The organism is Fulvivirga ligni, from assembly GCF_021389935.1.
Lineage (GTDB): Bacteria > Bacteroidota > Bacteroidia > Cytophagales > Cyclobacteriaceae > Fulvivirga > Fulvivirga ligni.
On sequence record NZ_CP089979.1, the window covers coordinates 133497 to 146030 of the forward strand.

Annotated in this window: 13 protein-coding genes; 4 read left to right on the forward strand and 9 right to left on the reverse strand. The window is 39.3% G+C overall.

The genetic code is table 11. From position 1 onward, the window contains the following. Positions 1–44 precede the first annotated feature (44 nt). From LVD16_RS00645 to LVD16_RS00655, 3 genes are all read left to right on the forward strand, one after another. Positions 45–872 carry a DUF817 domain-containing protein gene (locus LVD16_RS00645; protein WP_233771654.1) on the forward strand — a complete coding sequence of 276 codons (828 nt, stop codon included), beginning with the start codon at positions 45–47 and terminating at the stop codon, positions 870–872. Positions 873–1033: 161 nt separating this feature from the next. Further along, positions 1034–3169: a glycoside hydrolase family 97 protein gene (locus LVD16_RS00650; protein ID WP_233771655.1), complete on the forward strand. Its 2136-nt coding sequence runs from the start codon at positions 1034–1036 to the stop codon at positions 3167–3169. A 7-nt stretch (positions 3170–3176) separates the two neighbouring features. Further along, positions 3177–3539 carry a hypothetical protein gene (locus LVD16_RS00655; protein ID WP_233771656.1) on the forward strand — a complete coding sequence of 121 codons (363 nt, stop codon included), beginning with the start codon at positions 3177–3179 and terminating at the stop codon, positions 3537–3539. 79 nt (positions 3540–3618) lie between these two features. On the opposite strand, the gene LVD16_RS00660 is transcribed toward LVD16_RS00655, so the two are convergent. Genes LVD16_RS00660 through LVD16_RS00675 form a run of 4 tightly spaced genes read right to left on the reverse strand, consistent with a single transcriptional unit; the run spans position 3619 to position 6090 of the window. After that, entirely contained in the window at positions 3619–4071 is a 453-nt protein-coding gene (locus LVD16_RS00660; protein ID WP_233771657.1) for a c-type cytochrome, read from the reverse strand. After that, on the reverse strand, positions 4071–4712 hold the full coding sequence (locus tag LVD16_RS00665) for an SCO family protein (protein ID WP_233771658.1): 642 nt from the start codon (positions 4710–4712) through the stop codon (positions 4071–4073). Before LVD16_RS00665 ends, LVD16_RS00660 begins: the two co-directional genes overlap by 1 nt. Beyond that, entirely contained in the window at positions 4699–5238 is a 540-nt protein-coding gene (locus tag LVD16_RS00670) for a CopD family protein (RefSeq protein ID WP_233771659.1), read from the reverse strand. The genes LVD16_RS00665 and LVD16_RS00670 overlap by 14 nt, the downstream gene beginning before the upstream one ends. A gap of 30 nt (positions 5239–5268) precedes the next feature. Continuing rightward, positions 5269–6090: an MOSC domain-containing protein gene (locus LVD16_RS00675; protein ID WP_233771660.1), complete on the reverse strand. Its 822-nt coding sequence runs from the start codon at positions 6088–6090 to the stop codon at positions 5269–5271. Between the two features lie 56 nt (positions 6091–6146). Here LVD16_RS00675 and LVD16_RS00680 point away from each other — a divergent pair, with 56 nt between their 5' ends. Continuing rightward, complete coding sequence (locus LVD16_RS00680) at positions 6147–6827, forward strand: Crp/Fnr family transcriptional regulator (RefSeq protein ID WP_233771661.1); 681 nt, start codon at positions 6147–6149, stop codon at positions 6825–6827. Here the strand turns inward: LVD16_RS00680 and LVD16_RS00685 are convergent. The 5 genes from LVD16_RS00685 to proS all read right to left on the reverse strand — a co-directional run bounded on the left by LVD16_RS00685 (position 6822) and on the right by proS (position 12515). Next, complete coding sequence (locus tag LVD16_RS00685) at positions 6822–7424, reverse strand: TIGR04282 family arsenosugar biosynthesis glycosyltransferase (RefSeq protein ID WP_233771662.1); 603 nt, start codon at positions 7422–7424, stop codon at positions 6822–6824. The genes LVD16_RS00680 and LVD16_RS00685 overlap by 6 nt on opposite strands. Beyond that, positions 7396–8766 (reverse strand): MptA/MptB family glycosyltransferase, encoded by a 1371-nt coding sequence (locus LVD16_RS00690; protein WP_233771663.1) that lies wholly within the window; start codon positions 8764–8766, stop codon positions 7396–7398. The genes LVD16_RS00685 and LVD16_RS00690 overlap by 29 nt, the downstream gene beginning before the upstream one ends. Beyond that, complete coding sequence (locus LVD16_RS00695) at positions 8759–10213, reverse strand: cellulose synthase family protein (protein WP_233771664.1); 1455 nt, start codon at positions 10211–10213, stop codon at positions 8759–8761. Before LVD16_RS00695 ends, LVD16_RS00690 begins: the two co-directional genes overlap by 8 nt. Further along, positions 10210–10902, reverse strand: coding sequence for a glycosyltransferase family 2 protein (locus tag LVD16_RS00700; RefSeq protein WP_233771665.1), 693 nt, complete (start codon positions 10900–10902; stop codon positions 10210–10212). Before LVD16_RS00700 ends, LVD16_RS00695 begins: the two co-directional genes overlap by 4 nt. 137 nt (positions 10903–11039) lie before the next feature. After that, entirely contained in the window at positions 11040–12515 is a 1476-nt protein-coding gene (proS, locus tag LVD16_RS00705; RefSeq protein WP_233771666.1) for a proline--tRNA ligase, read from the reverse strand. Positions 12516–12534 lie beyond the last annotated feature (19 nt).

The window sequence follows — 12534 nt, forward strand, 5'->3', positions numbered from 1 at the left end:
TCTTACAAGATAGTTCTATATTCAGGGTTTTATTTTGATTAACCTTGAATATTCACAAACAGATTACCAGCAAATTAGCGCTTAACGGCTCCGAAGAAAGAACCATCAAGTTCCTCAAACAGCTATTACTCTTCGGCTACCTTCAGGCCATTTCCTGTATTTTCCCTGCAATCATATTTGCTGCGCTAGCCTTTTCATCAATGGCCGGGCTGGATATACCCAAATACGATCTTTTACTCATCATTTGTATAGCATCACAGCTCATCATGTATTTTCTAGGGCTGGAAACGAAAGATGAAGTACTGGTAATCACCATGTTTCATATACTCGGGCTTATTATGGAGGTCCACAAGGTTTATCATGGGTCATGGTCTTACCCGGAAGAAGCTTACACCAAGTTTTGGGGCGTGCCGCTATATTCCGGATTTATGTATGCCAGTGTAGGGAGTTACATCTGCCAGGCCTGGAGGAATCTTGATTTAGAAACCGTAAAATGGCCAAAGAAGATATTAGCTATTCCAATAGGTGCTGCCATTTATCTTAATTTCATTACCAATGCATTCATTCAGGATTTACGTGTTTTTATCATTGTTGCCTTACTTTTTATATTCTGGAAAACACATTTCCTATTCCGATTAGGTGATCGCCAATATAAAATGCCTGCCGTTGTCTCCTTTATTCTTATCGGATTCTTTATTTGGCTTGCTGAGAACATAGCCACGTTCTTTGGTGCCTGGCGCTACGCCTATCAGCACAATGGCTGGCAAATGGTAGAATGGCATAAGATCACATCATGGAGTTTACTGGTAATAGTGAGTATAATCATTGTAGGCCAATTGAAAATCTTTAAAAAAGAGATGGTTGAACATTAAATTCTGCTCTCTCTACTCAACCGTTTGCGCCAGCCTAAAAGCCGATAAATAGCTTAAAATGATTGCTAAACATAGATTTTCGCCCCGAATTAAGTGTTTTTAGCTCCACATTATTGACTTTAAATCAATATATTAGTGTAGAAAACAAAACCTATTACTCAATGTTAAAACGATCAATTGCTGTTCTACTGCTGGCATTTCTAATCATAAACACATCATGTCAAATGGCCGTAGAATCCGAAGCACCAATAGTAGCAGACTCACCGTCAGGAAATAACTCAGTATCCTTTTTCCTGAATAGCGAAGGAACTCCCGGATACATAGTTAGCCACAATGATAAAGTAGTGATAGATACCTCGTGGATGAGTTTCGACTTCACCAACATGGCATCTATTAAAGGTGATTTAAAAATCTTGAATTCCTCCACAGACTCAAAAAAGGAAACATGGACCATGCCTTGGGGTGAGCAAAAAGAGGTAGAGAATAATTACAACTCACTTACTGTAGACTTACAGGAAAATGGAGAGCAGCAAAGAAAGTTCTCTGTAATCTTCAAAGTGTATGATGATGGAATTGGATTTAGATATCATTTCCCCGAGCAAGAAAACATGAAGGAAGTGCTTATTGCCAATGAAAACACTGAATTCCAGCTAATGGGTGACCACAAAGTGTGGTGGCAACCTGGCGACTGGGATATTTATGAGCACCTTTATAATGAAACCAGCTTCTCTGGAATAGATGCTTTAAGCAAGCAGAACCATCCTAACCTGGCACAGACTCACATTCCGGTAAACGCTGTGAACACACCCGTAACTATGAAAACTGCCGACGGTCTATATCTAAGTTTTCACGAAGCAGCCTTACTTAACTATGCTGACATGACGCTTCAGGTAGACCCGAAAACTTTCCAAATGAAGAGCAACTTAGTGGGGTCTGAAAATACGGAGTACAAGGTGAAGCAACAAACACCGTTTAGTACTCCTTGGCGTACCATACAAATATCAGATAAAGCTGGTGATCTCATTGAATCTAAGCTAATTGTAAACCTTAACGAGCCTAATAAATTAGGAGATATGTCATGGTTTAAGCCTACGAAATATGTAGGTATCTGGTGGGAAATGCACTTAGGAAAATCTACCTGGGACATGAGCGCACAGCAAGATATGAACTCATTCTCTGGCGAAGCCAAGCCTCATGGCAAGCACGGTGCTACTACAGAAAACGCAAAATATTACATTGACTTCGCCGCTAAAAACGGCATTCATGGTATTCTTATAGAGGGCTGGAACACCGGCTGGGAGCACTGGATTGGCTTTGAAGATAGAGAAGGTGTTTTTGACTTTGTTACACCTTACCCTGATTATGATCTTCAGGAAGTAGTAAAATATGGAAAAGAAAAAGGCGTAGAACTCATTATGCACCACGAAACATCTGCCGCTCCTCGCACATATGAGCAGCAAATGGATTCTGCTTACAGTTTAATGAAAAGCCTTGGTATTCATTCTGTAAAAACTGGTTATGTAGGCAAGATCATCCCTAAAGGAGAATACCACCATGGCCAGTGGATGGTAAATCATTACCAAAAAGCACTGGAAACAGCTGCAAAATATCAGGTAGCGATTGACGCTCATGAGCCAATTAAAGCAACAGGACTAAGAAGAACATATCCTAACTTCATTTCAAGAGAAGGTCTTAGAGGCCAAGAATTTAATGCCTGGGCTAGCGACGGCGGAAACCCTCCAAACCACTTGCCTACCATAGCTTTCACCAGAATGCTGGCAGGCCCGATTGATTATACTCCAGGTATTTTCAATATAAAACTGGATCCTTGGAAAGCTGAAAACCAGGTGAATACTACTTTAGCTCAGCAATTAGCCCTTTATGTGGTAATTTACAGCCCGGTGCAAATGGCGGCTGACTTACCTGAATACTATGAAGAGCATGATGACGCCTTCCAATTCATAAGAGATGTAGGTGTAGACTGGGATGAAACAGAAGTATTAAATGGCGAAGTAGGTGATTTCGTGACTATTGCTAGAAAAGAAAAAGGAACTGATAAGTGGTTTGTAGGAGCCATCACTGATGAGAACGCCAGAGACCTTTCTATTACCCTTGACTTTTTAGATGAAGGTAAAGAATACACTGCAGCAATATACGCTGATGGTGATGATGCTCACTGGGATAACAACCCTACCTCATACAAGATTTCTAGCGAAGTTGTAAATAAAAACACTAAATTGGACTTAAAGCTGGCTCCAGGTGGAGGTGCCGCTATTAGTTTAATTCCGGTAGAATAATCAACTTATGAACAAAGGAACGAAAGTTATCATTGGCCTGCTCACCATTTTCCCATTGGTGCTGGGCTTTATTTATGCAGCTTCAATATTTGGGATCATTTTCACAAAAATGAACCACGGACCTCATTTTGAGCCTGATGATGAAGTATTCATAAGAAGCTTTCTTCCTTTCTTTTTCATTTTGATAGGCAGCGGCTTTGTAAGCCTGGTTATGCTAGTGTATTACCTAGTACACGCCGCTAAAAATGAAAGATTTGAAAGCACTCAACGATTGATCTGGATTCTGATTATCGTATTTGGTAATTCCATAGGGCAATTGGTGTATTTCTTTATGGAAATATGGCCTGATAATCCCAAGTCCAAGTTTTAGAGGGCATATTTGAATAAAAAAAAGACGGTCTCAGAAGTAAATTAAGTCAGGTTGACTTTACTTTTGAGACCGTCTTTTTTTATTTCTCTTCTTTAGAGCAATTAGGAATAATTTTATTGACTTCCATCACATTTAAAATACCTTCAGATCGTCCCCAGGAATTATAAATGTAGGTGGTAATCTCAGCAATTTCCAGATCTGTGAGTCTGGTATTAGCAGGCATAACCTGGTTAAAAGACTTACCATTGACTGTTATTTCGCCCTCCAATCCATTTTTGATAATGCAAGGCAATTCCCTCATCTTACCATCTAAGAAATCAGAACCGCTAAGCGGTGGATACAAAGAGGCAAGCCCCTGTCCCTCAGGTTGATGGCAATTACTACAATGCTGTATATACAAGTCTTTACCTGCATAAATGTATTGATTCAGCTTAAGGTCATCTGATCCGGCTGATGATTCGGCGTCGCCAGACTTTTTACCACAAGCTATAATTGTGGCCGATAGCAATATATAAAGGGTAAGTTTTTTCATCAGCCTTTTTCTCTTAACACTTGAATATCATGAAGCAGAATATTCACTTTATCTGGTATGGTTCCATCATAAATACCTCTGATTCTTCGGTCTTTATCCACCAGAATGAAGGCACCACTATGGATATACCCACCTGGCTCAGATGGATCTTCAGAAGCATTTACCATGTAGCTGGTTTGCCCAAGCTTATAGATTTCATCTTTATTCCCTGTTAAAAACTGCCATTTATCACTGGTTACGCCAAGCTTCTCAGCAAACTCTCTCAGCACTGCCACACTATCATGCTTAGGATCAATGGTGTACGAAAGAAGTGCGATATCGTCATCATTTTGAATCGAATCGTAAATTCTCAGCATTTGAGCATCCATCTTCGGACAAATGGTTGGGCAGGTAGTGAAGAAGAAATCGGCAATATACATCTTGCCTTTAAAGGTTTCATTAGTCACCCAGTTACTATCCTGATTTAAGAATTTAAAGTCGGCAATAGTATGATAAACAGTATCATTAACACTGTAATCATGTCTTCCCATATAAGGCAACTTAGCATCTTCATGAGCCTGTTCCTTACCTCCACTGCAAGCAGCAATAGACAGCACAGCTATGGCAGCTATCACTAATATTTTAAGATTATTTACTCTCATCTTTCTCTCTTATTTTCTTGTATAATTTTATAGCAATCATCAGCAAAGCAGTAAAGCCTATGAGACCTGCGAGACCCCACATCATGCTAAGTGCACTTTTTAATATGATTATAAAAACAATGCCCACCAGCAATATGGTAGCCACTTCATTCCAAACTCTTAACTGCTGAGATGAATATTTATAGACATCCTTTTGCAAGGATTTATAAATGTTATGACAGATAAAATGATATACATAAAGCAAAAAGACCAGAGCTAATTTTATATGCATAAACCCCTGAGAGAGGTATGACGGGACATAACTGAGCACCCAGGAGCCAAAAATTAAAGTAAGAATGGCTGATGGCCAAGTAATACCAAACCACAGGCGCTTGCTATTTCTTTTATATTCTTTAACCAGAATAGACTTGTCCGGCTCCGGCTTTTCATTTGCCTCCACCTGATAAATGAATAGTCTTACAATATAGAATAATCCTGCAAACCAGGTTACTATGAAGATTACGTGTAGTGCCTTTACGTATAACATTGGCCGTAAAGTTAATGACCAATCGCTAGTTTAAAGCGGATCATAAGGAGAATCTTTGTATGAATTCACCTTAATATCATCGCCCACTTTTATTTCACCAAAATCAACTGCTACAGCATGCTGACCAAAGACCACTTTACCGTCTACCTTTTGTGTTGCCAAAGCGGTGAATGGCTCCTTCCCTTTTTCCCCTGTAACCGGATCTATGGTGGTAAGCACACAACGGACACAAGGTTTTAAGCCTCTAAATCTGTTCTCACCTATTACAAAATCTTTCCACCTGAACTCATCATACGCTTCTCCACCTGAAAATATAAGATTACCTCTGAATCTATCTACGCTCATAGGAGTTCCTATCTTTTCATTAAGGTTATGAACTGATTCTGAGCCGATTACTAATAATGGGTAGCCGTCAGCAAAGCTCACAATTTCATTATTGATTGACCAGTTCTGACCAATGGGCCTTTCAGAACTATCTGGCATATAAACCAACTTACAGTCAATACCCACACGCTCGCTAAGCCAACTTCCCCAATCCTCATCACAGATTACTGCATCTACTGTATCATCCCAGACTGTTACTTTTACCAGAGGACCTTTCCCTTGATATTCTAATGGTATATTTAAGCTATCACCAGATTCTCTATCCTTGATTTTAAACGAATTCTCTTCCATGCTAATGGTAAACATGAGCAGCTCTGGAAATTTCCTGGCCGTGATAAATCGATTATTTTCATCTACAAGCATATACCGGCGGTCATATTTTAAACCTCTGGGCTCAACCTTCGCCTCGTTTAGCCGTACACCTGCTAAGGATTTTATAGGGTAGATGATGATATCATTAAGGAACATAGCTTTCGTTTATAATCCATTTATTAATTTACAAGACTAATATACACACATAGGAAATGAATGAGCAAACTGATATATGGTATTTTCAAGATGTAGATTTGTTTAACCTCCTTTGTCCGCACAAGGTGAAAACAATGAATCAAAACCACAGTTTTAACCGCTACGAAAAAAATAATTTCATTTATTTCCCTGAGGAGCCTGCGAAGAACATTTATATGATTGCCGAAGGCCGGGTAAAAATAGGCCACTATACCACAGATGGGAAGGAAGTGACCAAAGCCATTTTAACCACTGGTGAAATTTTTGGTGAGCTGGCCCTAGCTGGAGAAACTAAGCGAGAAGATTTTGCCCAAGCCATGGACAATAATACAGTGGTTTGCCCCATCAGTATCTCAGACATGGAGGACCTGATGGCGGATAACCGAGAACTAAGTCTCAAAATTTATAAGCTGATAGGATTGAGAGTGAGGAAATTGGAAAGGAAAATTGAGTCTTTAGTTTTTAAAGATGCCCGAACCAGAATAATCGAATTTTTGAAAGATGCAGCAGCCTGGAAAGGAAAGAAAGTAGGTTTTGAAACTATGATCCCCACTAAGCTGACACATAAAGATATTGCTAACCTTACCGGCACCAGTAGACAGACAGTAACTACCATTCTCAACGAGCTTAAAGAGAAGAACTTAATTAATTTTGATAGGCGTCAAATTCTCATCAGAGACATAGACAAGCTATTATAAACCTGTCAATCTTTCAAGGTCTGTTCCTTTCAAATCTTCCAGTACGTCAATATCATTAAGCAATCTGGTTTGTCCATAAGTCAGGTTGTTCTTTTCGATCAGTTTTATTGTTTCACTAAAAACATTTGGCGTACTCCAGTGGCTCAAATCAAATACCTCATGCACCTTTTTCATCCCGATAAGATAATAGCCCCCATCCATGGCTGGACCAATAACTACGTCTTTGCCTTCCAGCTTCAAAAAGGCATTATGAATTACCTCCTCACTTAAATCATAAAGATCTGTACCAATAAGGCATATAGAGTCATATCCAGACTGGAAACCTCTGCGAAAAGCATTTTTCATTCTCTCGCCCAGGTCATTTCCTTGCTGAAGATGCTTGTCATAAACTTCATTATCCCACTGATCGTTTTCATCTACAAACCTTGAGTAGTAAAGTGCCTTATCTATAGGAAGCTTGTCCGCCACACTTTGTGTGTGAATGAGCAGGTTAAGGTATACATTTAGAGCCCTCTTATCACCAATGGCCTTGGCAAGCCTGGTTTTAACCTTGCCCATTTCAGGATTCTTAGCGAAAATGATCAGAAGCTTCTTCATACTTTTTAGGTGAAAATCTGAATGAAAACTGAATTCTATCTTTAAAATAACTCTCGTAAATGAGATATAAGGCCACCATCACATATTCCAGACCTGTAAACCACAGGTTTTCCTGAAAGCCAGCTTTCGTATAGCCCACATAGCTCAAAAATATGAAAAAAGACCACACCAAAACGAATCTGTAATTACTAAAAACAGAAAGTGCCAAAAGCGGGGTGATATACCAGGGATGTATAGTAGTAGATAGTAAGAGATAAATTACCAGGCACCACATGAGCACCGCTGGAGTAATCTGATTATACTTATGAACAAAAGTATAGGTTAGTACCGCTAAAAGAGTTACTAGTGGCAGTACTTTAGCCGTCATCCCAATGATATTGTATCCTACCACCTTAAATCCTACATATCGAATCAGATAATATATACTGGCATTAAATTCAAACTTCTCAAAGTATAAAGACAGGCTATTACTCATGCCTGTAATTAGATCCGGCCTGGCCATAGGCATGAAGATAAGTACGGTAAAAAGAAGTATCATTCCATAGTAAGACATGCATTTCTTCCATGGCAGGTATCTGAAAAAGACAGGAAGAAAAATCAAGGGAATCAGTTTAGTAGAAATAGCCAGAGCCATAAATAATGCTGATGGCCATAGCTTACCCAAGTCAAAAAAGTAGATACTGAGTAATAGAAAGAAAATCATGATTCCTTCAAAGTGAAGATTACCCGTTAACTCTATGATTACCAATGGGTTTAGGATATATATCAAGGATTTATTCAAATCCATTTTATGGCCTTTCAAAAGGGCCAACAGCAGCCACATAGATCCACATTCAGCCACGACGATGAATATTCGCATTACCATAGCGCTGCCTAAAATAGAATTAGGAAATATGCTTACCGCAATCCAAAATATATCTTGAGCGATGGGTGGATAAACCGTGTAATAATCCGGAGAATTTAATTGAGCGAAGAGACTGGTAGTTATTCCAGGTACATCAGAACTTCCGGCTTGCATATAATAACTAGGCAGCTGAGCAAAAGGCTCAATGCCATTTAAAAGAAGTCGCCCATCCCACACAAACCTGAATATATCATCAGAAAGGGCTGGCATATCCACCAAGAACAATAATCGGAATAGTACACCTGCAGCTAGCAGCCAACCGACTTTCAGGTCCTTTCCGAAAAACAGGAGCGCCCCGTAGCTACCAAAAAGGATGATATAACTAAATATTAATTGGAGAGTTTCATGTCTTTCTACATACCGAATAAGAAAGCCATAGGCTAAAAATGAAATAAGAACAGCAACAACAATGACAAAATACCTTTTGCCCTTACTCACTTTTTACTGATTTGATTGAATAAAAGAACACAATGGCAAAACCAAGGAATAACATAAAATGAAAAATTAATAATTTAAAATCATGAAGGCGCAGCCCCATGTAAATTCCAAAGCCAAAATACAAACTTAATAGTCCTTCAAAAAATGTTAGCACATTCCATTGAGGTTTTATGTAGGTATTACCTTGCCAAGAGTCTGATTTTGAGATGATATTAAATTTAGGTGTTCTCACAAAAGGTGTTTTTCTACCCAATAAACCTTCTATTACAGCCAATCCATTATGAAGGGATAATCCCATGGATACGACCAGAAAAGAAGGAAATAATTTGAAATACTTTTTCTTATAATCCACTGGATTAATTCGTTTTGTGGCAATCCAGTAATAAAGTGCGATAGAGAAAAAGCCGATTAAGAAAATCCAACCGAGATTGAATATCAATTTGTATTGAGGATTATTGCTGGTAATATAAAGTACCGGAACACTAAGAACCGCAGCCAATAAGAGACAAACAAACACAGAGCTGTTGAACAAATGAAAGAAAGCATGTAGTTTATTTGTAAGGCTTAAGGAAGACCTAAATACTTTCATTGAATTTTTTACGGCAGTTTCGGCTGCACCCTTATTCCATCTATATTGTTGAGATTTTATAGCAGCCATCAATACGGGTAACTCTGCCGGGGTTTCCGTTGATTCAAGGTATTTGAACTTCCATCCCTTAAGCTGGGCACGATAACTTAAATCTAAATCTTCAGTAAGCGTATCTGCAGACCAGCCTCCTGCATCTTCAATGCAGCTTCTTCTCCATACTCCACCTGTACCATTGAAATTAATGAAGCTACCCGCATGATTTCTACCCACCTGCTCCACCGTAAAATGAGCATCTAACCCAAAGGCTTGGAGCTTAGTGAGCATTGAATAATTCCTGTTTAGATGTCCCCATCGACACTGTACCATACCAATATGATCATCAAAATGATTCATGGACCTAATTAGGAAATCAGGATTGGGGAGAAAATCTGCATCAAAAATAGCTATAAATTCACCTTTAGCTATTTCCAGGCCATACTGCAATGCTCCCGCCTTAAATCCCTGTCTATCTTTTCGGGTAACGTGCTTTATATCAACTCCCTTTGCCTGCCATTCAGCCACTTTTTCACTTATTATGCTATGAGTTTCGTCATTAGAATCATCTAATACCTGAACTTCTAACTTTTCAGATGGATATTCAAGTTGGCAAACAGCATCTATGAGTCTTTCAACCACATATTTTTCATTATAAACCGGGAGCTGAACCGTGACTATTGGGTACTCTGATAAGCCTGGACGAGCCTCTTTTTTATTGGCCTTTAAATAATGCCAAGTCAGGTGCAACTGACCTGCGCTAAAGAGAAATATAAAAAATAGCGCCAGACAGTAAATGGTGAGTATTGAGATTTCTAAAATCATAAATACTTAAAAATAGTCCATATGATTTTGTAGCCAGCCATAATTGTTCCTTTTACAGTTCCCGATATTTTAGAAAACCCGATTCGTCTTCTATAGTTCACAGGCACTTCTACACATTTAATTTTTTTCTTAGCCGCCTTGAGCTGCATTTCTACTGTCCACCCGTAGGTTTTATCTTCCATTTGCAACTCCAAAAGCTTTTGAAACTTGATTGCTCTAAATGGCCCAAGATCAGTAAATCTTACACCGTAAAAGAGTTTCAGCAATCTGGTAGCCAGCCAATTACCAAAGACCTGCTGCGGCGTCATAGATCCTTTTTCCTTACTTCCTAATGCCCGGGAACCAATAACCAAATCTGCATTACCTTCTATGATGGGCTCGATCAACATTTTCAGTTCCTCAGGGTAATCCGAATGATCCGCATCTATAAAAACCAGGATATCAGTATCATTCTTTTGCTTCACATATTCTATGCCCTTCAAACAGGCTCGGCCATATCCTTTTTCACTTTCCTTAAGCACTGTAGCACCAGCCGCTCTGGCCACTTTAGCGGTAGCATCAGTAGAAGCATTATTAACAACAATGACCTCCTCCACCTCATCCATCGGAATCTCCTTGATTACTTCTCCTACTCCATTCTCCTCATTAAAGGCAGGAATTACAACTCTGACTAACGGCTTCGCTTTCATAAAACAGTCTGCAAATTAACTGACCCTGACCAATAAGAAAAGTCTCAGCAATGACATACGCTTATAAACAGAAAATGTCTTAACCATTAGATCACCTCTAACCATTAAGACATTTTAATTTATGAATCTATTATTTTTTAATATGCTCTCGCAAATATTACCTTTCTCTTAGAAGGCTTACCAGAGTAGATGCAAACACCTTCCTCTTCTTTAGCATCTAAAGGAATACACCTAATAGTAGCTTTTGTCTCCTCCTTGATCTTCTCTTCAGTTTCAGCGGTGCCGTCCCAGTGAGCTTCAATAAATCCGCCTTTTCCATCAAGAACTTCTTTGAATTCGTCGTAAGTGCTTACTTCAGTAGTAAGTCCTTTTCTGAAATCAAGCGCCTTGTTATAAATATTCTGCTGAATCTCTTCCAGCAAATTAGAGATGTAGGCTACGGCATCATCCTTAGCCACAACATTCTTCTCCTTAGTATCTCTCCTCGCTATTTCTACAGTACCATTTTCAATATCTCTCGGACCGATAGCAATACGCACAGGAACACCCTTCATTTCATACTCGGCAAACTTCCAACCCGGAGAGTTAGTATCCCTATCATCAAACTTCACACTTACGCCAAGTTTCAGTAACTCACTCTTAAATCCATCAGCTACCGCCCTGATACTCTCAAGTTGTTCTTCCGTTTTAAAGATAGGCACTATAACTACCTGAATAGGCGCCAATTTCGGAGGAAGCACTAATCCTTCATCATCAGAGTGAGCCATAATTAAGGCTCCCATAAGTCGTGTACTTACACCCCATGATGTACCCCAAACATGCTCCAGCTTACCTTCTTTATCTGCAAACTTCACATCAAATGCCTTCGCAAAGTTTTGACCCAAGAAGTGAGATGTACCGGCCTGTAGCGCTTTACCATCCTGCATTAAAGCTTCAATGCAGTATGTATCTAAAGCACCAGGGAATCTTTCACTTTCAGTTTTCACACCCTTTACTACTGGCATAGCCATAAAATCTTCTGCAAAAGTGGCATATACATCAAGCATCTGCTTAGTTTCTGCTACCGCCTCTTGCTTGGTGGCATGTGCCGTATGTCCTTCCTGCCATAAAAACTCAGCAGTACGTAAGAATAATCTGGTTCTCATCTCCCATCTCACAACGTTGGCCCACTGATTCACAAGAAGAGGCAAGTCTCTGTAAGATTGAATCCAATTTTTATATGTACTCCATATTACCGTTTCAGAGGTAGGACGTACAATTAGTTCTTCCTCAAGCTTTGCTTCTGGATCTACCACTACGCCACTGCCATCTTCTGCATTCTTTAATCTATAATGTGTTACTACTGCACATTCTTTAGCAAAACCCTCAACGTGATCAGCCTCTTTACTCAGGTAGCTTTTCGGAACAAATAAGGGGAAATAGGCATTGGTGTGCCCTGTATCTTTAAACATTTTATCGATAGCAGCCTGCATCTTCTCCCATATGCTGTAGCCATAAGGCTTTATAACCATGCATCCTCTTACTGCTGAATGCTCCGCCAAATCTGCCTTTTTTACTAATTCATTGTACCATTGAGAATAATCCTCACTTCTTTTTGGAAGTCCCTTAGCCATAGTAATTTTTGGTATAAAA

Excerpts from the sequence above, each read along its gene's own strand:
- LVD16_RS00650 (WP_233771655.1), top strand. The coding sequence starts at position 1,034 with ATGTTAAAACGATCAATTGCTGTTCTACTGCTGGCATTTCTAATCATA.
- LVD16_RS00655 (WP_233771656.1), top strand. The coding sequence starts at position 3,177 with ATGAACAAAGGAACGAAAGTTATCATTGGCCTGCTCACCATTTTCCCA.
- LVD16_RS00660 (WP_233771657.1), bottom strand. The coding sequence starts at position 4,071 with ATGAAAAAACTTACCCTTTATATATTGCTATCGGCCACAATTATAGCT.
- LVD16_RS00665 (WP_233771658.1), bottom strand. The coding sequence starts at position 4,712 with ATGAGAGTAAATAATCTTAAAATATTAGTGATAGCTGCCATAGCTGTG.
- LVD16_RS00670 (WP_233771659.1), bottom strand. The coding sequence starts at position 5,238 with ATGTTATACGTAAAGGCACTACACGTAATCTTCATAGTAACCTGGTTT.
- LVD16_RS00675 (WP_233771660.1), bottom strand. The coding sequence starts at position 6,090 with ATGTTCCTTAATGATATCATCATCTACCCTATAAAATCCTTAGCAGGT.
- LVD16_RS00680 (WP_233771661.1), top strand. The coding sequence starts at position 6,147 with ATGAATGAGCAAACTGATATATGGTATTTTCAAGATGTAGATTTGTTT.
- LVD16_RS00685 (WP_233771662.1), bottom strand. The coding sequence starts at position 7,424 with ATGAAGAAGCTTCTGATCATTTTCGCTAAGAATCCTGAAATGGGCAAG.
- LVD16_RS00695 (WP_233771664.1), bottom strand. The coding sequence starts at position 10,213 with ATGATTTTAGAAATCTCAATACTCACCATTTACTGTCTGGCGCTATTT.
- LVD16_RS00700 (WP_233771665.1), bottom strand. The coding sequence starts at position 10,902 with ATGAAAGCGAAGCCGTTAGTCAGAGTTGTAATTCCTGCCTTTAATGAG.
- proS (WP_233771666.1), bottom strand. The coding sequence starts at position 12,515 with ATGGCTAAGGGACTTCCAAAAAGAAGTGAGGATTATTCTCAATGGTAC.